The organism is Nocardia sp. NPDC004711 (genome assembly GCF_053601595.1).
Genome location: NZ_JBSGCB010000045.1, coordinates 62,201 through 81,083 on the forward strand (window position 1 = coordinate 62,201; position 18,883 = coordinate 81,083).

The 18,883-nt window shown below is 69.6% G+C and carries 21 protein-coding genes; 11 read left to right on the top strand and 10 right to left on the bottom strand.

Annotation, left to right across the window (positions count from 1 at the left end):
• The first annotated feature begins 141 nt into the window (after positions 1-141).
• Together ACWEKS_RS35575 and ACWEKS_RS35580 are read left to right on the top strand one after the other, a co-directional pair.
• The gene (locus ACWEKS_RS35575; RefSeq protein WP_357009907.1) at positions 142-504 is read left to right on the top strand and encodes a hypothetical protein; all 363 of its coding nucleotides are present in this window, start codon (positions 142-144) and stop codon (positions 502-504) included.
• Positions 505-574: 70 nt separating this feature from the next.
• Positions 575-1,282 (top strand): HNH endonuclease family protein, encoded by a 708-nt coding sequence (locus ACWEKS_RS35580; protein WP_452344161.1) that lies wholly within the window; start codon positions 575-577, stop codon positions 1,280-1,282.
• Here the strand turns inward: ACWEKS_RS35580 and ACWEKS_RS35585 are convergent.
• Positions 1,223-1,855 (bottom strand): TetR/AcrR family transcriptional regulator, encoded by a 633-nt coding sequence (locus ACWEKS_RS35585; RefSeq protein WP_452344162.1) that lies wholly within the window; start codon positions 1,853-1,855, stop codon positions 1,223-1,225. The two genes, ACWEKS_RS35580 and ACWEKS_RS35585, sit on opposite strands and share 60 nt — an antisense overlap.
• 141 nt (positions 1,856-1,996) lie before the next feature.
• Here ACWEKS_RS35585 and ACWEKS_RS35590 point away from each other — a divergent pair, with 141 nt between their 5' ends.
• Entirely contained in the window at positions 1,997-2,698 is a 702-nt protein-coding gene (locus tag ACWEKS_RS35590) for a methyltransferase domain-containing protein (protein ID WP_452344163.1), read from the top strand.
• Here ACWEKS_RS35590 and ACWEKS_RS35595 read toward each other — a convergent pair whose 3' ends face one another.
• The 3 genes from ACWEKS_RS35595 to ACWEKS_RS35605 all read right to left on the bottom strand — a co-directional run bounded on the left by ACWEKS_RS35595 (position 2,699) and on the right by ACWEKS_RS35605 (position 5,437).
• Positions 2,699-3,556 (bottom strand): sulfurtransferase, encoded by an 858-nt coding sequence (locus ACWEKS_RS35595; protein ID WP_452344164.1) that lies wholly within the window; start codon positions 3,554-3,556, stop codon positions 2,699-2,701.
• Between the two features lie 67 nt (positions 3,557-3,623).
• Positions 3,624-4,829 (bottom strand): benzoate/H(+) symporter BenE family transporter, encoded by a 1,206-nt coding sequence (locus tag ACWEKS_RS35600; RefSeq protein WP_452344165.1) that lies wholly within the window; start codon positions 4,827-4,829, stop codon positions 3,624-3,626.
• A 77-nt stretch (positions 4,830-4,906) separates the two neighbouring features.
• Entirely contained in the window at positions 4,907-5,437 is a 531-nt protein-coding gene (locus ACWEKS_RS35605) for an Lrp/AsnC family transcriptional regulator (protein WP_354849423.1), read from the bottom strand.
• Positions 5,438-5,616: 179 nt separating this feature from the next.
• Here ACWEKS_RS35605 and pdhA point away from each other — a divergent pair, with 179 nt between their 5' ends.
• The 3 genes from pdhA to ACWEKS_RS35620 are packed head-to-tail and all read left to right on the top strand — an operon-like array spanning position 5,617 to position 9,149.
• A complete protein-coding gene (pdhA, locus tag ACWEKS_RS35610; protein WP_452344166.1) occupies positions 5,617-6,696 on the top strand; it encodes a pyruvate dehydrogenase (acetyl-transferring) E1 component subunit alpha in 1,080 nt (359 codons plus the stop codon).
• Positions 6,693-7,676 carry an alpha-ketoacid dehydrogenase subunit beta gene (locus tag ACWEKS_RS35615; protein ID WP_452344167.1) on the top strand — a complete coding sequence of 328 codons (984 nt, stop codon included), beginning with the start codon at positions 6,693-6,695 and terminating at the stop codon, positions 7,674-7,676. Before pdhA ends, ACWEKS_RS35615 begins: the two co-directional genes overlap by 4 nt.
• Positions 7,677-7,721: 45 nt before the next feature.
• On the top strand, positions 7,722-9,149 hold the full coding sequence (locus ACWEKS_RS35620) for a dihydrolipoamide acetyltransferase family protein (RefSeq protein WP_452344178.1): 1,428 nt from the start codon (positions 7,722-7,724) through the stop codon (positions 9,147-9,149).
• Here ACWEKS_RS35620 and ACWEKS_RS35625 read toward each other — a convergent pair.
• Positions 9,146-9,589 carry an acyl-CoA thioesterase gene (locus ACWEKS_RS35625; protein WP_452344168.1) on the bottom strand — a complete coding sequence of 148 codons (444 nt, stop codon included), beginning with the start codon at positions 9,587-9,589 and terminating at the stop codon, positions 9,146-9,148. The genes ACWEKS_RS35620 and ACWEKS_RS35625 overlap by 4 nt on opposite strands.
• Positions 9,590-9,795: 206 nt before the next feature.
• Positions 9,796-10,752 (bottom strand): cupin domain-containing protein, encoded by a 957-nt coding sequence (locus ACWEKS_RS35630; RefSeq protein WP_452344169.1) that lies wholly within the window; start codon positions 10,750-10,752, stop codon positions 9,796-9,798.
• A 74-nt stretch (positions 10,753-10,826) separates the two neighbouring features.
• Here ACWEKS_RS35630 and ACWEKS_RS35635 point away from each other — a divergent pair, with 74 nt between their 5' ends.
• Both ACWEKS_RS35635 and ACWEKS_RS35640 read left to right on the top strand, forming a co-directional pair.
• Positions 10,827-11,684 carry an NAD(P)H-binding protein gene (locus ACWEKS_RS35635; protein WP_452344170.1) on the top strand — a complete coding sequence of 286 codons (858 nt, stop codon included), beginning with the start codon at positions 10,827-10,829 and terminating at the stop codon, positions 11,682-11,684.
• A gap of 142 nt (positions 11,685-11,826) precedes the next feature.
• Complete coding sequence (locus ACWEKS_RS35640) at positions 11,827-13,218, top strand: MFS transporter (protein WP_452344171.1); 1,392 nt, start codon at positions 11,827-11,829, stop codon at positions 13,216-13,218.
• A gap of 8 nt (positions 13,219-13,226) precedes the next feature.
• On the opposite strand, the gene ACWEKS_RS35645 is transcribed toward ACWEKS_RS35640, so the two are convergent.
• Positions 13,227-13,763, bottom strand: a complete 537-nt coding sequence (locus tag ACWEKS_RS35645; protein ID WP_452344172.1) for a MarR family winged helix-turn-helix transcriptional regulator — start codon at positions 13,761-13,763, stop codon at positions 13,227-13,229.
• A 59-nt stretch (positions 13,764-13,822) separates the two neighbouring features.
• On the opposite strand from ACWEKS_RS35645, the gene ACWEKS_RS35650 reads away from it, so the two are divergent.
• Complete coding sequence (locus ACWEKS_RS35650; RefSeq protein ID WP_452344173.1) at positions 13,823-15,265, top strand: MFS transporter; 1,443 nt, start codon at positions 13,823-13,825, stop codon at positions 15,263-15,265.
• Positions 15,266-15,332: 67 nt separating this feature from the next.
• Here ACWEKS_RS35650 and ACWEKS_RS35655 read toward each other — a convergent pair whose 3' ends face one another.
• Genes ACWEKS_RS35655 through ACWEKS_RS35665 form a run of 3 tightly spaced genes read right to left on the bottom strand, consistent with a single transcriptional unit; the run spans position 15,333 to position 17,239 of the window.
• Positions 15,333-15,971, bottom strand: coding sequence for a Type 1 glutamine amidotransferase-like domain-containing protein (locus ACWEKS_RS35655; RefSeq protein ID WP_452344174.1), 639 nt, complete (start codon positions 15,969-15,971; stop codon positions 15,333-15,335).
• Between the two features lie 3 nt (positions 15,972-15,974).
• The gene (locus tag ACWEKS_RS35660) at positions 15,975-16,793 is read right to left on the bottom strand and encodes a maleylpyruvate isomerase family mycothiol-dependent enzyme (RefSeq protein ID WP_452344175.1); all 819 of its coding nucleotides are present in this window, start codon (positions 16,791-16,793) and stop codon (positions 15,975-15,977) included.
• Positions 16,790-17,239, bottom strand: a complete 450-nt coding sequence (locus ACWEKS_RS35665; RefSeq protein WP_452344179.1) for an HIT family protein — start codon at positions 17,237-17,239, stop codon at positions 16,790-16,792. Before ACWEKS_RS35665 ends, ACWEKS_RS35660 begins: the two co-directional genes overlap by 4 nt.
• Before the next feature lie 323 nt (positions 17,240-17,562).
• Between ACWEKS_RS35665 and ACWEKS_RS35670 the strand changes: the two genes are divergently transcribed.
• Both ACWEKS_RS35670 and ACWEKS_RS35675 read left to right on the top strand, forming a co-directional pair.
• Positions 17,563-18,705 carry a Re/Si-specific NAD(P)(+) transhydrogenase subunit alpha gene (locus ACWEKS_RS35670; RefSeq protein WP_452344176.1) on the top strand — a complete coding sequence of 381 codons (1,143 nt, stop codon included), beginning with the start codon at positions 17,563-17,565 and terminating at the stop codon, positions 18,703-18,705.
• A partial coding sequence (locus ACWEKS_RS35675) for a proton-translocating transhydrogenase family protein (RefSeq protein WP_452344180.1) occupies positions 18,705-18,883 on the top strand: 179 nt, incomplete at its 3' end. The genes ACWEKS_RS35670 and ACWEKS_RS35675, both read left to right, overlap by 1 nt.

The window sequence follows — 18,883 nt, forward strand, 5'->3', positions numbered from 1 at the left end:
TCACCGCACGCGTCGGTGTCCGCTGTGTCCGTTGCACTACATTGTCGTGCCCGGACGGCAGCCGCGCGGGGCGCACCCGACAATCCACCGCGACTCAACCCGGAGCCGTGGCACTTTCGAGACCGTAGGGAGGCCGTGACGATGACGATTCTGCTCCAAGTGCTCGAGCAGAGCTTCACCCCCACGACACAGTGGGAACGGCGGAAATTCACCTTCGTGGACACGAGCAAGATCGTGGGGATGCGCCTGGACGGGCAGTCCGGGGTGTGGCTGGATCTGTCCCGACCCGGCGAGTCGCAGCGCCTCGCCCGCACGGCGGACCCGCGCGACTCCATCACGTTCCTGCTCACCGTTTTCGCCAAGATCGCCGAATGCGAGGAGCGGGGCGGTTCGTGGCTCATCGGCCACGACGGCGCGTGTGTGGATTCCATTGCGGCAACGCGCTTTCCGCCGCAGCTCTCCGAAACCGCCGCGGACGACATCCTCGCGCACGCCTGGCTCTAGTAAGCCCAACGGGAGTGCGAAGTCCGCGTGACGGCACGCACCGATCGGCTGGTGCGGTACACGTATTGCCGTGTGGCTCACGGGCGGAACCTTCCTGCTCCGGCTGCTCGGCGCTGTGGTCGTCCTGCTCGTGGTCCTTGGGTGCGAGTCCCTCGGGCAGGTGACCCCGGCGCCGGGCAGCCCCACCCGCGTCCAGCTCGAACGGCTGCTCGCGGGTGTTCGCACCGTGCCCGCCCGGCCGCGTCCGGGCGGTTACGAACGTGGTTGCGGCCGCGGGCAGGGATGCGTGTTCGGACCGGCGTGGACCGATGATCACGACGGGCCCGGCGGTCGCGACGGGTGCGACAGCCGCAATACCGCGCTGGCCAGGCAGCTCACCCGGGTGACCTTCCGGCCCGGGAACGATTGCGTGGTGGTGGCCGGGTCGCTCGACGATCCCTATACCGGGCAGCGCATCGCCTTCGATCGGGCCACGGCCAAGGCCGTGCAGATCGATCACGTGTATCCGCTGGCGGCCGCCTGGGATCTGGGCGCGGCCGGATGGCCGCTGCCGCGGCGCGTGCGCTTCGCCAACGACGTCGACTACAACCTGCTCGCGGTGGACGGAAAGACCAACGAGGACAAGGGCGATCGCACGCCCGGCGACTGGCTGCCGCCCGCCCGCGCGAACCGCTGCTTCTACGCGGGCAAGTACCTGATGGCCGCGAACCGGTACGGACTACCGGTCACCGCCGCCGACCGGGACGTCCTGGCGCGGGTCACCCGGGGCTGCCCATAGCGTGGCGAAGTGGCGGTAGGCCTGATCGGCGGTGAGCTCCTGGCGCGAATCCATGACCGATTCGAGCAATCCGTATAGACCCCAGGACAGAAATGTGATGGTCGCGCCCGCCGCGACGGGGTCCGGCCCGAGCCGCGGGCCCAGGTGCTCGGTCAGCAGTTCGGCGTACATCTGCCGGATCGACCGCAGCACAATGGTGTTCGCCCGCTGCCGGACCAGTGGCCGGTACACGTCCGGATGCGCCGCGACCAGCTTGAACAGAATCTCGACGGGGGCCAGCGGCGGCGGCTCTCCCGGATAGCGGGCCAGCTGCGCCGAAATCTCGCCCCGCACATGCTCGATACAGCTGACCAGCAGCAGATCGTCCTTGTCGCGGTAGTGCGCGTAGAAGGTGGAGCGGCCGACATCGGCGCGATCGATGATGTCCTGCACCGTGATCCGGGCATAGGGCCGGTCCTGCATGAGCTCGATGAGCGCCCGGTGCAGTGCCGTGCGGGTGCGGCGGACGCGGCGGTCGGCCTCCGGCCTGATGATCTCGGCCTCCGGCCTGATGATCTCGGCCTCCGGCCTCATGATCTCAGCCTCCGGCCTCATGGTCTCCGAGACGGCGTCCGGGGCCGTTCCCGGACGGATTCCGTCCGACTGTCCGGAATCGTACACATCCCGCGAAACTGCGTCTGGCCTGGGCATTCCCATCCTTCGATGATTGATCACATGACCCAGCACGAGCAAGTGTCCGATATCGAATCCCGGCCCGTCGGGGCCCTCATCACCTGGCCGCGCCGCTATCAGCTGCTCACCGACGTCTACTTCCTGGGCCGCGCGGGCAGCCTGGCGCGGTACTTCGCCACGACCAGCGGCATCCGCCCGGGCGATCACGCTCTCGATCTCGGTTGCGGCCCTGGGCGGCTGGCCAATGAGCTGGCCCGGCAGGCCGGACCGGACGGCCGGGCGATCGGCGTGGACCCGTCTCCGCAGATGATCGCCTACGCGACCGCCCACGCCGCCCCCAACTGCAGCTTCGACCTCGGCGCGGCCCAGTCGCTGCCCTACCCGGACGCCTCGTTCGATGTGGCGACCTCGACTTTCGCCATGCACCACATCGCCGAATCCGAGCGAAAGACCGCCCTGGCGGGCGTCTTCCGCGTCCTGCGCCCGGGTGGTCGCCTGCTGCTCGCCGACACCCATCCGACCTCGGGCCTGCGCGGGCTCGCCGTTCGCGCCATGGCCCGGCTGGCCGCGCACCGCGCCGGCGGCCAGGGGCACTCCCACGACGGCGACGGGGCCGGAGATCCGCTGTCGGCGGTCGACATCCGCCGCTACCGCGACGTGCTCACCGACATCGGTTTCACGACAGTCGAATTCCGCACCGGCCCGTTCGCGACCGGCGTCCTCACCGCCGTCAAACCCGGCTGATCAGGCCGGTTCGGCGCCGGTAGCGGCCGGCCGCTTGGGGTCGTTGGACCACTGCGACCAGGAGCCGGGATAGAGCGCGGCGTCGATGCCGGCGACGGCCAGCGCCGCGACCTGGTGGGCGGCCGTGACGCCGGAACCGCAGTACACCGCGACCGGCCCGGAACCGAATCCGTCGAAACGGGAACGCAATTCGAGGAGCGGCTTGAATTGCCCAGCGGCCGTGAGGTTCTCGGCGGTGGGCGCGCTCACCGCACCCGGAATGTGCCCGGCGCGCGGGTCCACGGGTTCCACCTCACCGCGGTAGCGCTCGCCCGCGCGGGCATCCAGCAGCAGACCCGGCCAGCCGGCCGCGCCATCGGCGTCGATGGTCGGCATATTGTCCGGGGACAGGACCACGGTGCCCGGCTGCGGGGCGGTTTCGTCACCGGCGACGATCTTGCCCCCGGCCTGCTCCCACGCCGGCAGTCCGCCGTCGAGAATGCGCACATCGGCCACGCCGCCCCAGCGCAGCAGCCACCAGGCCCGCGCGGCGGCCATGCCGCCGGTGGCGTCGTAGACGACCACCATGTCCCCGTCGGACACGCCCCAGCTGCGCGCGCACTTCTGCAGGTGCGCCAGGTCCGGCATCGGGTGGCGGCCCTTGGCGGCCGAGGGCGGATCGGCGAGTTCGGTTTCCAGGTCGACGAATATCGCGCCCGGAATATGGCCGTCCAGATAATGCTGCGGTCCGTCCGGATCTCCGAGCGCCCACCGGACGTCCAGCAATCGCACCCGGCCGCCGCTCTGGCCCAGCAGGTCCGCAAGCTCCGCAACCGAAATCAGCACCGAACTCAAGCCAACTCCTCTTCGCCGATTCATCGCCCGTTGAAGCCGAACCACCCCACCCTAGCCACCGCCGGCCGCACCCGGCAGCCTGCCCGGCCCGCTATTTCGACGGGGGCAGGAACCAGCGCGCCAGCAGGCCGGCGACCAGCGCCCAGAAGGCCGCGCCGATGCCGAGCAACGAGATTCCGGACGCGGCCACCAGGAAGGTGAGCGCGGCCGCGGAACGGTGGGCGGCGGGCGTCAACGCGGCGGTCAGCGCACCCGCCAGGGTGGCGATGAGGGCAAGGCCCGCAACGGTTTCCAGCACGCCCTTCGGCGCCGCGGCCACCAGCATCACCAGCGCACCCGAGGCCAGCGCGAGCACCAGGTACATGCAGCCCGCGGTGAACGCGGCGATCCACCGGCGCCTCGGATCCGGATGCGCGGACGGCGCGGCGGAGAGTGCGGCACTGATGGCCGCCAGGTTGATGGCGTGCCCGCCCGCGGGCGCACCGAGCATGGTGCCCAGGCCCGTGACCGTCATGGCCGCGCGCCATGGCACCTGATAGCCGAAGGTCTTCATGACCGCCGTACCCGGAATGTTCTGCGCGGCCATGGTCACGATGTAGAGCGGCACCGCGACCCCGATCACCGCCTGCCAACTCCAGTGCGGCACAGTCCATTCCACCCGCGGCACCATGGCCGACAGGTCCATGCGGCGATGGGTGACGGCGATGTCGACACCCGCGCCGGCGGCCGCGACCGCGAAGGCGGCCAGCACCGACCAGCGCGGCGCGAAGCGTTGCAGCACAAGCCAGGTCGCGATGACCGGCACCACCACGGCCGGGCTCACCGGCAGCGCCTTCACCGGCGCCAGGCACATGGGCAGCAGCACCCCGGCCAGCATGGCCTGCGCGATCTCCACCGGAATCGCCGCGATGAGCGCGCCCAGCCGCTGCCAGAAACCGGTCAGCACGATCAGTCCGCCCGCCACCGCGAACGCGCCCACCGCGGCCGCCCAGCCGCCGGACACCTCGCCCGTACTGGCCAGCAAGGCCGCGCCCGGGGTCGACCAGGCCAGTGTGATCGGCATCCGGTACCGCCGGCTCAGCACGATCATGCCGACGGCCTGGGTCACGCAGACCGCCAGCAGCCCGGACGCCGCCTGCGCCGAGGTCGCCCCCATGGCGGTCAGGCCCGCCAGCACCACCGCGAACGAGCTGGTGAATCCGACGAGCGCGGTGACGATTCCGGCCCCGATCGGCTGCCCGATCCCGGCCGTGCGCGGACTCCCGACCTCCGGAGTGCTGGTGACGCTGGTGCTCATCGGGTCATCGTCGCGGTCCAGTCACCCCGAGGTCAGCGGCCAATCCTCCGAAACTGGACTGAAATTCACCGAAACAGTCAGAACCGGTCGGCATCCTGCGGGTGGCCCCCGGACCCGTTCTGCAGTGCCAGCCGCTCCAGCAGCGGCGTGACACGCGGCCCGACCAGCGAGCGCATCACCAGCGCCATATTGGTGCGCTCCACCCCCGGGATCTTCAGAATGCTGCCGGTCAGGCGGTACAGATCATCGGCGTCGGCGGCGACCACCCGGACCGTCAGATCGGTCGGCCCGGTCATGCCGCAGACCTCGGTGACCTCCGGAATCTCGGCCAGTTCGGCAACCACCGAGTCGAGCCGATGCTGATCCACCACCACCGCCACGAAGGCTGCCAGTGGATAACCCAGCACCCGGGGATCGACCCGGCGCTCGAAGCTGGCCAGCACCCCGCTCGCCTCCCAGCGAGCCAGCCTGGCCTGCACGGTATTGCGCGAGAGACCCAGGCGAGCGGCCAATTCGACACCGGTCGCGCGCGGGTTGGCCACCAGCTCCAGCAACAGCCGGGCATCGGTAGCGTCCAGCGGGGCAGAAAGGGGCTCCCTGCTGCTCATGGGGATCAGTATGACACCCGCGACCCGCCGTCGACCGAGCATTCTGCACAGTTGGGCGCGCCATGCTTGCACACATCGCTCAACGGAGGATGCTGTGTGGTACAGGACACACATCGGTTGCTCACGGGACACAATCCCCGGGCGACAGCGGTGTAACCCGGTGTCAGGAGGCGATATCCATGCCCGAGAAGAACACCTACCCGGTGCAGCTCGTACAGCCCGACGGTCATCGCGTACTGGATCGCGTACACGCCCCGCTCGTCGCCGATATCGACGGCACCCGGCTCCGAGCCATGTACACCGACATGGCGGTGGCCCGGCGCATCGACACCGAGGCCACCGCCCTGCAACGGCAGGGACAGCTCGGACTGTGGCCGCCACTGCTGGGCCAGGAGGGCGCGCAGATCGGTTCGGCCCACGCTCTCACCCCCGACGACTATGTGTTCTGCAGCTATCGGGAGGCGGGCGTCGCCTACTGCCGCGGCGTGCCGCCCGAGGACCTCACCCGGCTGTGGCGCGGCGTCGCCCACTCCTGCTGGGACGCCGACGCGGTCAAGATGACCAATCCCTCGATCGTGGTGGGGGCGCACGGTTTACACGCCACCGGCTACGCCTACGCCGCGCACCTCGAAGGCGCCGAGATCGCCACCATCGCCTACTTCGGCGACGGTGCGACCAGTCAGGGCGATATCGCCGAGGCACTCGGATTCGCGGCCGGCTGGAGTGTCCCGGTGGTGTTCTTCTGCCAGAACAATCACTGGGCGATCAGTGCGCCGGTCCGGATACAGAGCGCCACCCCGATCGCGCGGCGCGCCCTCGGCTACGGCATTCCCGGCGTGCAGGTGGACGGCAACGACGCCCTCGCCGTGCTGGCCGTGACCCGGCAGGCGCTGCTGCGCGCACGGGCCGGGGGCGGGCCGAGCTTCATCGAGGCCATCACCTATCGGATGGGCCCGCACACCACCGCCGACGACCCCACCCGCTACCGCACCGCCGCCGAACTCGAGATCTGGCAGCAGCGCGATCCCATCGACCGCCTGCGGCGCTTGCTCGAACGAGAAGAGCTGTGGGACACCGCCTTCGAGACCTCGGTCGCCGAACGCGCCGACGAGGTGGCGACCCGGCTGCGCACCGCCACCCTCACCATGCCCGATCCGGAACCCGCGGAGCTGTTCGACCACGTGTACGCCACCCCGCATCGGCTGATCGAGGAGGAACGCCGCGAATACGCCGCCTACCTGGAGGGAGTGGGGCGATGAAGACCACCTTCGCGGGAGCCATCAACCACGGACTGCGCCGCGCGCTGGAGGACGACCCGAAGGTCCTGCTGATGGGTGAGGACATCGGGCGGCTGGGCGGGGTCTTCCGGGTCACCGACACGCTGCAGAAGGATTTCGGCAACAACCGCGTCATCGATACGCCGCTCGCCGAATCCGGAATCGTGGGGACAGCTTTCGGAATGGCATTGCGCGGATTTCGTCCGGTCTGTGAAATCCAGTTCGACGGATTCGTGTACCCGGCCTTCGACCAGATCGTCTCGCAGGTCGCGAAAATCCACTCCCGCACGCGCGGAAAGGTGATCGCGCCCATCACCATTCGCATTCCGTTCGGCGGCGGCATCGGCTCGGTCGAGCATCACTCGGAATCACCGGAGGCGTATTTCGCGCACACCGCGGGATTGCGGGTGGTCTCGCCGAGCAATCCCGCCGACGCGTATCTGATGATCCGCCAGGCCATTGCCCTCGACGATCCGGTGATCTTCTTCGAACCCAAGCGCCGGTACTGGGACAAGGCCGAGGTGGATTTCGACCGGCTGGACCAGGATGGCGGACCGGCGCTGGACCAGGCCCAGGTCTGCGCCAGCGGGGAGGACGCCACCATCGTGGCCTACGGCGGCACCGTCGCCACCGCGCTCACCGCGGCCGATATCGCGGCGTCGGAGGGACATTCGATCGAGGTGATCGATCTGCGCAGCCTGTCCCCGATCGATTTCGACACCATCGAAACCTCGGTGCGGAAAACCGGACGGCTCATCGTGGTTCACGAGGCACCCGTATTCGCCGGGCTGGGAGCCGAAATCGCGGCACGCATCACGGAACGCTGCTTCTACCATCTGGAATCACCGGTATTGCGCGTTGGTGGCTTCGACATCCCCTATCCCCCGGCTAAACTCGAGCGGCACCACCTGCCCGACCCCGATCGCATTCTCGCCGCGGTCGATCGCTCGCTCGCCGCCTAACGGTCAAGCCACGGAGGAAGCCCGGTGGAAGATCAGCAGCAGGTCATGGAATTCCGTTTGCCAGATCTCGGAGAGGGATTGGCCGACGCGGAATTGGTGTCGTGGTCCGTCGCGGTCGGCGACACCGTGGACCTGAACCAGATCATCGCCGAGGTCGAGACCGCCAAGGCGCAGGTGGCGCTACCGAGCCCGTACGCGGGCCGGGTGCTGGAACTACTGGCGGAACCGGGCGACACGGTGCCGGTCGGCGCGCCGCTCATCCGGATCGGCGTGGCGGTGCGGACCGGTGCCGCCGCGGCGCCGAGCGCCGGTCCGGAGACAGGCGATGAGACCGGCGCGCGGCCGCCCGCAGAACGGCGGTCGGTGCTGGTCGGCTACGGCCCCGACAGCGAGCCGGTGTCCCGCCGCGCCGCCCGGGCCGCCGCGAAAACGACTGACGCATCGACCGTTTCGAGCCCGCGCGCCATGGGCTCGGACGGCCCCGAGGGGCTCGGCAGCTCGGCCCCGGCCGGACGGCCCGCCGCCACCCCCGCCGCCCGGAAACTGGCCCGCGAGATCGGGATCGATCTGGGGGCGGTGATCGGGACCGGGCCGCAGGGCGCGGTCACCGCGGAGGACCTGTACGGGATGCGGCCCGAAGCCCTTGGGAAGGGCCACATTCCGATCCACACCCCGCCGCCGCCCGCCACCCTCGACGCGCTGCCGGCGCCGCATCCCGCGCCGGAGGTGCTGCCCATGCATCCGGCGGCCGGCGGACGCGCCGCCCCGGCCGAACGCGAAACCCGCACGCCCATCAGTGGAATCCGCAAGCGCACCGCCGCGGCCATGGTGGCCAGCGCCCAGCACATTCCCCAGGCCAGCGCCTTCGTGACCGCGGATTTCACCGCGTCGATGGAGCTGCTCGAACATCTGCGGGCCACACCCAGCTTCACCGGCCTGACCCTGACTCCGCTGGCGCTGGTGGCGCGGGCGACGCTGGCGGCGCTCCTCGAGTTCCCCGAGATCAATGCGGCCTGGGACGAACCCAATCAGGAGATCATCACCAAGCACTACGTGAATCTGGGCATCGCGGTCGCGACCGAACGCGGGCTGCTGGTGCCGAATCTCAAGGACGCGCAGGGGTTCACGCTGCGCGATCTGTGCCTGGAGATCGCCGGGGTGGCCGGCAAGGCGCGGAGCGGCACCGCCACGCCCGCCGACCTGACCGGCGGCACCTTCACTATCACCAATGTCGGCGTCTTCGGCATGGATACTGGTGTGCCGCTGGTGAATCCGGGTGAGGCGGCCATCCTGTGCCTGGGTTCCATCCGCAAGCGCCCGTGGGTGCATCGCGACGAGCTGGCCGTGCGCTGGGTGACCAGCCTGGGACTCAGCTTCGATCACCGCATGATCGACGGCGAACAGGGCTCGCGCTTCCTGGCGAGCATCGCGGCCCTGCTGGAGGATCCGCTGACCCTGCTCGGCCGGGTCTAGCCCTCCGCGGGCGCGGTGACCACCAGCGGCTCGGCCGCCGCGCGGATGACCGCCGGGATCGGCACCGGCTTGCGGGTCTGCTCGTCCACGTAGACGTGGGTGAAGGTGCCGGTGGCGGCCAGCTCCAGGCTGTCGCCGGCGTCGCGGAAGACGGCCAGCTCGTAGTTGATGCTGGAGGTGCCCAGCCGCGCGACCCGGATGCCCACCCGCAGCATGTCCGGGAAGCTGATCGAGCCGAGGAACGTGCAGGAGGTCTGCGCCACCACGCCGATGGCGTGCAGGTCACGGATATCGGTACCGGTGGCACTGATCAGCCAGGCATTCACCGCGGTATCGAAGTACGAGTAGTACGTCACGTTGTTCACGTGACCGTAGTGGTCGTTGTCGGCCCAGCGCGTCGGCACCGGCCAGAGCACCGGGTAGCTCTGATGCTGAGTCATTTTTGCCCTCCGCTTCGCTCCGGGCGGGTTCGCGGCCCCGAGGTCTCGATTCTTCCCTCCCTCCGCTCCTCCGCTTCGCTCCCCCGCTCCGGTCAGTCCAGAATCGAGACGGCCGCGAACCTTCGAGTGAGGGCATGCCGAGAACGAACCCTAGCCGCTCCGTCGGCGAGGGCTGTTCAGCATTCAGCGCGAGAGCTGTTGAGCGTTCAGGCGGAGCGTTCGTCAGGGGTGGCGCGGTGGTCGCGGGGGCTGATGCCGTAGTGGCGTTTGAAGGCGGTGGACAGGGCGAAGGCGCTGCCGTAGCCGACCCGGCGGGCAATGGATTCCAGGGTGGCGTCGGATTCGTGCAGCAGGTCAGCGGCCAGGGCCAGCCGCCAGTCGGTGAGGAAGGCCATCGGCGGCTCGCCGACCAGCTCGGTGAACCGGCGGGCCAGGGCGGCCCGGGAGACGCCGACCTCGGCGGCCAGCGACGCCACCGTCCACGGGTGGGCCGGATTGTGCTGCATCAGGCGCAATGCCCGGCCGACCAGCGGATCGCCGTAGGCGTGATACCAGGCGGGCGCGTCGGAACGGGAGAACCAGGCGCGCAGGGCGGCGATGAGCAGCAGATCCAATAGTCGATCCAGCATGACGCTCTGGGCGGGCAGGTCCTTGGCGGCCTCGTCGACCAGCAGATCCAGCACCCGGGCATCGACTTCGCCGCGGCCGAGCACCGCGACCGGCGGCAGCGCCCGCAGCAGCCGGCGACTGGCCGCCGACTCGTGTTCGTAGGTGCCGGTGACCAGCACGGTCTCGGCGTCGACGCTGGTGCCCCAGCTCCGCACCCCCAGACTCAGTGCCTCGCACAGCACTTCACCCTCCATGGTGGTGGTGATATTGCCGGGTTCGATGAGCACCTGCGGCGGCGTGGCCGGATCGTCGGCGACGACATAGTGGTCGGGGCCCCGGAAGATCGCGATGTCGCCGGTGCGCAGCTGTCGCGGCGGAGTCGGCTTGCCGCCCTTGGGTTCCGGTGTCACCCACCCGCCGCCGCGCACCACCGCCACCACGGTCAGTGGTGCCTCGTCGCGGATGCGCAGGGACCAGGGCGGGTCGACCGACGAGCGCATCACGAATGCGGCTCGCGCGCGTGGTCCTTCGAGCAGGCTGGCCAACGCATCCATACCGAAGACGATGGCAAATGCCCGTGCGCTTCTCAACCATGTTCGTGCTCGCCGAATCCCGGTGTACTCGTTACATGATCATCGAAAACACCTCGAACAGCGCAAACACCGTTCTCGTGCTCGGTGCGACCGGTAAGACCGGGCATCGCGTGGCCGCCCTGCTGGGCGCGCGCGGCGTGCCGGTGCGGGCCGGTTCACGTACGGCCGCAATCCCGTTCGACTGGACCGACCGCGGCACCTGGGCGGCGGCCCTGGCGGGAGTGGATGCCGTGTACCTGGCCTACCAGCCGGATCTGGCGGTTCCGGGCGCGCCCGCGGATATCAAGGCGTTCTGCGATCAGGCGGTCGCCGCCGGCGTGCGCACGCTGGTGCTGCTGTCCGGTCGCGGCGAGCCCGAGGCGCTGGAATGCGAAGCCATCGTGCGGGATTCAGGCCTGGGGTGGACCGTGGTGCGGTGCGCCTGGTTCGCGCAGAACTTCAGCGAGGGCGCGTTCGCCGATTTCATCCTGGCCGGTGAGGTCGCGCTGCCCGCCGGGGACGTGCCGGAGCCGTTCGTGCACGCGGACGATATCGCCGAGGTAGCGGTGGCGGCGCTGCTCGACGACCGGCACGCCGGACAGGTGTACGAGCTGACCGGCCCGCGCGCGCTCACCTTCGCCGAGGCGGTGGCGGAGATCGGCGCGGCGACCGGGCGGGAGATCGCCTACGTTCCGCTCACCCGAACCGATTTCGTGGCCGCGCTGACCTCCTACGGGGTGCCCGGCGAAGAGATCAGCCTGCTGGACTACCTGTTCGGCACGGTGCTCGACGGGCGGAATTCGCACCTGTCCGACGGGGTGGAGCGGGCGCTGAGCCGGGAGCCGCGCGACTTCGCCGAGTATGTGCGCGAGGTGGCGAACTCGGGCGCCTGGGCAGTCCCGGCGAGCGCATAACCTGTCGGTGCCCCCGCCTACACTCGATATCAAACAGGTTGTACTGCAGATGAATCGGATCGCAGCCCCGAGCGCCGACGAAGCCGCGAGGGGTTGCGGAAACCAGGGAGATGCCGGGACAACACCCGGTAGCGTCGTACCGATGGCCGCTACGACGCCCGCTCCCCGGATCCGGAAGGCGCGCCTGGCGCTGTTCGCGGTGTTCGGCCTCAATGGGATGCTCTCGGCCGTCTGGATCGTGCACATCCCCGCCGTCACCGGGCGCACCGGCGTGTCACCCACCACCCTGGGCATGCTGATCCTGCTCATGGCGACCTGCGCCATCCTGGGTATGCAGGCCGCCGGACCCCTGGCGGACCGGCTCGGCAGCCGCACCCTCACCGCCACCGCCGCCACCTTGCTGTCCCTATCCCTGCTCGGCCCCGCCCACGCCACCTCCCCGTTCACCCTCGGACTGGCCCTGGCCGCCTTCGGTGTCGCCAATGGCGCGATCGACGTCTCCATGAACGCCCAGGCCGTCCACATCGAGCGCGCCTACGCCCGCCCCATCATGTCGGCCTTCCACGCCTTCTTCTCCTGCGGCGGGTTCCTCGGCTCCGCCTTCGGCGCGGCGACCCAGCACGCCCACTGGCCGCTGCACCCGACCTTCGCCCTGTCGAGTGCCTTCGGCCTCGCCATGGTGGCCATCGCGATTCCGCGCCTGCTCCCGCCCACCGTTCCCGCGACCCACTCGGTCCCGAACGTGTCGGCAGCCGAAGGCAACCGAGCCGACCCTGCGGCGGCCCAGCCCTGCCCGAGCACTCCGGTCGACCCGCGCGCGGATGGCCTGCCCGTCCGCGGCGCGGTCGATGACGCCGTGACGCCCGGGACGGAATCGACCCTGCCCCGCGGACTCACCGAGGCTGCCGTCGTTGCCCCGGGTGGGCCGGATGGCGAGCATCCGAGGCCGGGGTCACCGGCGGGCGCACGGATCGGGCGCAAAGTACTGGCGCTCGGCTTGATCGCGTTCGCGCTGCTGATGGCGGAGGGGGTGGCCGCGGATTGGAGTGCGCTGCAGGTGCAGGGGCGGCTCGGGGTGGAGGCGGGGACGGCGGCCCTGGCGTTCACCGGGTTCTCGCTGGCCATGACGCTCGGCCGGTTCGGCACGGACCGGGTGAGCGGGCGGTTCGGGCGAGTGGCCATCGTGCGCTGGGGAACGCTGCTGGCGGCCATCGGGTTCGGATTGGTGGTGGCCTCCGGGTGGCTGCCGCTCACGCTGCTGGGGTGGACGCTGTGCGGCATCGGGCTGTCCGGCGGCGTGCCACAGGTGTTCACCGCCGCCGGGAACCTGGGCTCGCGCACCGCCGCCACCGATATGTCGCGAGTGTTCGGGCTCGGGTATGTGGGCTTGCTGGCCGGGCCGGCGATCATCGGCTGGCTCGACAAGGCCATGCCGCTCACCGCCGCGATGGCGGTGCCGCTGGTGGCGATGCTGTTGTGCGCCTGGGGCGCTCGCGCCGTGGCCGCACCCGCGCGAGCGCCTGCGGGCCGATAGCCGCGGGGTCAGGCGGTGCGGCTGGGCCGGTCTCGCGCGGTCGCGCCGAGGTCGCCGATGATTTCGGCGTGGTCGAGGAAGTCGTCCACCATGCGGTGGTTGAGGACCGAGAGAGCCTGGAGGTCCTCGGTGGTCCAGTCGGTCAGGGCCTCGGCCATCCAGCCGCGCAGGACCTGGCGCACGGCTTCGACGGCGCGCCGGCCGGAGGCGGTGGGGCGGACCCGTTGCGCGCGACGGTCGTCCGGGTCGGGGACGCGCTCGACGTAGCCCGCCTTCTCCAGGCGCTGGATCTGGCGGCTCACGTGCGGGGCCTCCACATCGAGGCGGGTCGCGAGCTCGCCCAGGCGCATGGGTTCGCCGGCGTCGGCGAGCAGCCGCAGCAGCGGGACACTGGCCCGATCCATGGTGAACCCGCACTGCACCATGGCTTGATCGTGGCGGCGGACCCGGGTCAGCAGATAGGCGACTCGGGCCAGCGCACGCTCCAGTTCCACTATGTGAGCTGCATCAACTTGTTTGGCGGGAGTGGCTTCCGGTCGCGGCATGTGGTTATCTTACGAAACCCATTTACTTAATTTTGGTAAGTAAACCAAAGGATCGCTGCATGACTACGACCGCTGTCGGTCAGGTCGACGGGACCAAACCCGCAGACCACTCGAAGGCCCACCTCGGCCTGACATTGCTCGCGCTGTGCGCGGCCGGCCTGGTCGTGTCGCTCCAGCAGACCGTCGTGATTCCGCTACTGCCGCGCTTCATCACGCAGCTGCACACCGACGTCGCCGGTGTCACCTGGCTGTTCACCGCCGCCTTGCTCTCCGGTGCGGTCGCCACCCCGTTGCTCTCCCGCTTCGGCGATATGTACGGCAAGAAGCCCATGGTCATGGTCGCGATGGGCGTGCTCATCGCGGGCTCGGTCATCTGCGCCTTCGCCACCTCGCTGCCGGTCTACATCATCGGCCGCGCCCTGCAGGGCATCTCCTCCGCCATGATCCCGCTCGCCATCGGCATCATCCGCGACACCTTCCCGCGCGAAAGACTGGTCAGCGCAATCGGAATCGTGTCCGGCACCATGGGCGTCGGCGGCACCATCGGCCTGCTGGCCACAGGCGTCATCGCCGACCACACCACCGACCCGCACCCGGTCTTCTGGCTGACCGCGGGCCTGGGCGTGATCGCCACCGTGCTGATCCAGGTGAGCGCCAGGAACAATGGCGTCCGCCACGGCGGCAAGCCCGACTTCGTCGGCGCCGCGCTGCTGGCCGCCCTGCTGGTCTGCCTGCTGCTGGGCATCAGCGAGGGCCCGCGCTGGGGCTGGGGCTCCGGCTCGGTCATCACGCTGTTCGCCGCCGCCGCGGTGCTCGCCGCCATCTGGGTGTTCGTGGAGCTCAAGGTCGAACAGCCGCTGGTGCGCCTGCAGCTGCTGGTCGGACCACAGTCGCTGTCGGCCAATGTGGCCTCCGCACTGCTCGGGTTCTCCATGTTCGGGGCGTTCTCGCTGGTGTCCAACTTCATTCAGACCCCGGCCGACAAGGTCGGCTACGGCCTGTCCGGCACCGTGCTCTCGGTCGGCCTCTACGGCATCCCGAGCGCGGCGCTGATGACCTTCTTCTCCTTCAACACCGGCCGCATCTCCGCCAAGATCGGTCCGGCCTACACCCTGGCCATCGGCGCGGCCTTCGCCGGTCTGTCCATGGGCTGGCTGGCCGTCTCGCACGATCACAAGTTCGACATGATCATGGCGAATGTGCTGCAGGGCACCGGTTTCGGCATCGGCTACGCGGCACTGGGCACCCTGGCCGTGCAGCACGTGCCGATGAGCGAGAGCGGTATCGCCTCGGGCATCAATTCGCTGGTGCGCACCGCCGGCGGTTCGATCGCCGGCGCGATCACGGGCTCCATCCTGACCGCCCACGTCCTACACCTCGGCCCGCACGCCGCGGTCCCGACCGAGGGCGCGTATGTCGCCAGCTTCGCGACGCTGGCCATCGGCGCGTTCGGTGCGGCCGCCGTCGCTCTCGGCCACGGCATCCGCCATAAGGGGCACTGACCATCTGTCGGGCAGAAAAGCCCGCGCACGCCGTCGGCGTGCGCGGGCTTTTTCTATCCGAGGACCGCTAGGTCAGGATCTCGGTCCGATCGCCGTCGAAAACAACGACGTGGTCGTCGGTCAGCGCCCAGTGCGGGATTCCCGCGGAGGCGTACTCGCGCGCCAGCTTCCGCGACAACCCCTCGGGGTCGGTCGGGGAATCCAGGTGCGGGACGATGCGGTGATCGACCAGACCCAGTCCGTCCCAGCGTGGTTCGATGCCGCAGGCGGTGCGGACCTCGTCCGGGTCGTCGATGGCTTCGATGCCGTGCAGGTCGGGGGTCATGACGCAGGCGCCCGCGCTGTAGCCCGCGTAGACCAGCGCGTCCTCCGCGAGCAGCGTCATCAGGGCGAGATCGGCTCCGCTGCGGGCGAATTGGGCGCGCAGCACGAAGGTGTTGCCGCCGCGCACCCACACCATCGGATACTCGCGCAGCCGCTGCTCGACCTCGGCCGGACGGCCGACGTAGTCGCGCAGATCCAGCACATCGGGCCGGAAACCCAGGCGGCGCAACGGCACCAGGTCGCTGGTGACCGCACCCTGCCAGGCCGAGGGCCAGGCATCACAGGCATTGGCGATGACGGCCACGGATCCGGGATCGCCGACCAGTTCGAGCAGTCGCCGCTGGTGCGCGCCGAAACGGTAGCTGGACAGGAACAGTCGCACGGGTCAGATGGTGAAGGCCAGGCTGCGGACCAGGCGGGCGCCGAGGTCGGTGTCGCCGGTGAGTGCGATCTCCCCCGCGTGCGCGTCGGCGGTGGTGCGGCCGCCCCGCAGGCGGGCGAACAGGTCGGAGTCCATGGTCACCACGAGACCCGCCGGGGCGTCGAGGGTTTCCACCAGGCTCGCCCGGCCGCCGTCGACGGCCACGTGCAGCGTCTGCGGCACCGGACCGGTGAGCTCGAAGGTGATACGCGAACCGTCCGGTGCGCCCGCGCCTTTGACCGCGGCCTTGCCCAGCACGGTCAGTAGTTCGGTGAAGGCCGTCGCGCCGCGGCTGCCGCCCTCGTCGACGGCCACACCGAGCGCGTCGGCGATATCGTGCTCGTGCATCCAGCAGTCGAACAGGCGGATCCGCATGAACCGGCCGTAGGGGGCCATGCCCACCGGGGTCGGCACGAGTTCGGCCCAGGCCTCGTCGGTGGTCTGCTCCAGCATCTTCAGCCGGCGGCCGGTGACGTCCAGGAACCGTTCCAGCAGCTGCGAACCGGCCAGCGGGCGCAGCGAGTCGATCCACTTCTCGTTGAGCGCGCCGATGTCGTTGCGAATGTGCTCGCCGGCCACCGCGAGATCGGGGGTCGGCTCGCCCAGCAGGATCGATTCGGTGCCTATCACATGGGCGAGCACATCGAACACGGTCCAGCCGGGCAGCGGTGAGGCCGTGCGCCAGCGGTTCTCGTCCAGGCCGTCCACCAGCCGGGTAAGGGCGTCCCACTGGTCGGACAAGAGGGCCGTGATCTCGGCGCGGTCCGGCACCGTGTCGGTCATGCGGTGGTCTCTCTTTCTTCGTCGGCGAGCCGGTCCAGTCCGGAACGCAGTGCCGTAGCGGTGCGCTCGGTGTCGTGCGGGCGGCGCAGTACGAAACCCTTGGCGAAGCGCAGGGTGTCGCCGTGGTGGCGCGGGATCACGTGCAGGTGCACGTGGTGAACGGTCTGGAAGGCGGCCTTGCCGTCATTGATCAGCAGGTTGGCGCCGTCGGCCGCGAGGCCGGCGCGGCGCATGGACTTGGCCAGGCGATGACCGAAGGCGAAAAGCTGTGCGCCCAGGGTCGGGTCGAGTTCGTCGAGATCGGTGGCGTGGCGCTTGGGGATCACCAGGGTGTGCCCGCGGGTGATGGGCCGGATGTCCAGGAACGCCACCAGGGTGTCGTCTTCGAAGATCTTGGTCGCGGGTGCGTCGCCCGCGACGATCCGGCAGAACATGCAGCCACTCACCATGCAGACATTACGGCGTACAAGTGATGTGCGACACCCCCTACACGCCCCCGATGTGGGCACAACCAGCAACGCACCTACCGATGAGTAGCACGCGGAATTCTTCGTACTTGTCGCCGATCGAACCCCGGTCGAGCATGGAGTTGTCCGGTTTTCTCGCCACACCATGTGACGGGCATCTCCGCTACGCTCACGCCGAACCAGGTACAGTTGCGAGAATTCTCACGAACTTACTACCGAGTAAGTTCGGCCCGCCGTTGGACCGGTGAAGCGGCCCCGACATGAGGGTGACCTGGGCTCACCACGAGAAGGAAGTTTGACTAGTGGACACAACGCAGAGCGCACAGACCGCTGCGCCCCGCGGTGCGCGCGTCGGAGTGGTTCGCGAAACGAACCCGGACGAACGACGCGTCGCATTGGTGCCGAAGATCATCCCGGCCCTATTGAAGCAGGGCGTCGAGGTGATCGTCGAGGCCGGTGCCGGTCTGGGCGCGTTGATTCCGGACGAGGCGTACATCGAAGCCGGTGCGACGCTGGGTGATCCGTACAGCGCCGACGTGGTCGTGAAGGTCGCCGCACCGAACGACAGCGAGATCGCCAAGCTGTCGTCGGGGCAGACGCTGATCGGGTTCCTCGCACCTCGCAACGCCGACAACAAGATCGGCGCGCTGAAGAGCGCGGGCGTGCAGGCCTTTGCGGTGGAAGCCATTCCGCGTATCTCCCGCGCCCAGGTGATGGACGCGCTCTCCTCGCAGGCGAATGTCGCCGGCTACAAGGCCGTGCTGCTGGCCGCGTCGGAGTCCACCCGCTTCTTTCCCATGCTGACCACCGCCGCGGGCACCGTGAAGCCCGCCACCGTGCTGGTGCTCGGTGTGGGTGTCGCCGGTCTGCAGGCTTTGGCGACCGCCAAGCGCCTCGGCGGCCGGACCACCGGTTACGACGTCCGCCCCGAGGTCGCCGACCAGGTGCGCTCGGTCGGCGCGCAGTGGCTGGACCTGGGCATCGACGCCGCCGGTGAGGGCGGCTACGCCCGCGAGCTCACCGACGAGGAGAAGGCCCAGCAGCAGCAGGCCCTCGAGAACGCCATCAAGGGCTTCGACGTGGTCATCACCACCGCGCTGGTGCCCGGCCGCCCGGCCCCGCGCCTGGTGACCGCGGCCGCCGTGGAGGGCATGAAGCCCGGCAGCGTGATCGTGGACCTGGCCGGTGAGACCGGCGGTAACTGCGAGCTGACCGAGCCCGGCAAAACCGTTGTGCGTCACGGCGTCACCATCGCCTCGCCGCTGAACCTGCCGGCCACCATGCCCGAACACGCCAGCGAGCTGTACTCCAAGAACATCGCCGCCCTGCTCGAACTCATGCTCGAAGACGGTGCCCTGGCACCGGATTTCGAGGATCAGGTGCTGGCGGATTCCTGCGTGACGCGCGAGCGGAGCGAGCCGAGCTCTCAGAAGGTGGAAGCCTGATGTACACCCAACTGCTGGCGAATATCGCGATCCTGGTGCTGTCCGGGTTCGTGGGCTTCGCCGTGATCTCCAAGGTGCCCAACACCCTGCACACCCCACTCATGTCCGGCACCAACGCCATTCACGGCATCGTGGTGCTCGGCGCGCTGGTGGTGTTCGGCAAGGTGGCGCACCCGTC

Excerpts from the sequence above, each read along its gene's own strand:
- ACWEKS_RS35615 (WP_452344167.1), top strand. The coding sequence starts at position 6,693 with ATGAAGACCACCTTCGCGGGAGCCATCAACCACGGACTGCGCCGCGCG.
- ACWEKS_RS35575 (WP_357009907.1), top strand. The coding sequence starts at position 142 with ATGACGATTCTGCTCCAAGTGCTCGAGCAGAGCTTCACCCCCACGACA.
- ACWEKS_RS35620 (WP_452344178.1), top strand. The coding sequence starts at position 7,722 with ATGGAATTCCGTTTGCCAGATCTCGGAGAGGGATTGGCCGACGCGGAA.
- ACWEKS_RS35650 (WP_452344173.1), top strand. The coding sequence starts at position 13,823 with ATGACTACGACCGCTGTCGGTCAGGTCGACGGGACCAAACCCGCAGAC.
- ACWEKS_RS35640 (WP_452344171.1), top strand. The coding sequence starts at position 11,827 with ATGGCCGCTACGACGCCCGCTCCCCGGATCCGGAAGGCGCGCCTGGCG.
- ACWEKS_RS35605 (WP_354849423.1), bottom strand. The coding sequence starts at position 5,437 with ATGAGCAGCAGGGAGCCCCTTTCTGCCCCGCTGGACGCTACCGATGCC.
- ACWEKS_RS35660 (WP_452344175.1), bottom strand. The coding sequence starts at position 16,793 with ATGACCGACACGGTGCCGGACCGCGCCGAGATCACGGCCCTCTTGTCC.
- ACWEKS_RS35630 (WP_452344169.1), bottom strand. The coding sequence starts at position 10,752 with ATGGATGCGTTGGCCAGCCTGCTCGAAGGACCACGCGCGCGAGCCGCA.
- ACWEKS_RS35625 (WP_452344168.1), bottom strand. The coding sequence starts at position 9,589 with ATGACTCAGCATCAGAGCTACCCGGTGCTCTGGCCGGTGCCGACGCGC.
- pdhA (WP_452344166.1), top strand. The coding sequence starts at position 5,617 with ATGCCCGAGAAGAACACCTACCCGGTGCAGCTCGTACAGCCCGACGGT.
- ACWEKS_RS35600 (WP_452344165.1), bottom strand. The coding sequence starts at position 4,829 with ATGAGCACCAGCGTCACCAGCACTCCGGAGGTCGGGAGTCCGCGCACG.
- ACWEKS_RS35595 (WP_452344164.1), bottom strand. The coding sequence starts at position 3,556 with ATGAATCGGCGAAGAGGAGTTGGCTTGAGTTCGGTGCTGATTTCGGTT.
- ACWEKS_RS35585 (WP_452344162.1), bottom strand. The coding sequence starts at position 1,855 with ATGAGGCCGGAGGCCGAGATCATCAGGCCGGAGGCCGAGATCATCAGG.
- ACWEKS_RS35590 (WP_452344163.1), top strand. The coding sequence starts at position 1,997 with ATGACCCAGCACGAGCAAGTGTCCGATATCGAATCCCGGCCCGTCGGG.
- ACWEKS_RS35635 (WP_452344170.1), top strand. The coding sequence starts at position 10,827 with ATGATCATCGAAAACACCTCGAACAGCGCAAACACCGTTCTCGTGCTC.
- ACWEKS_RS35645 (WP_452344172.1), bottom strand. The coding sequence starts at position 13,763 with ATGCCGCGACCGGAAGCCACTCCCGCCAAACAAGTTGATGCAGCTCAC.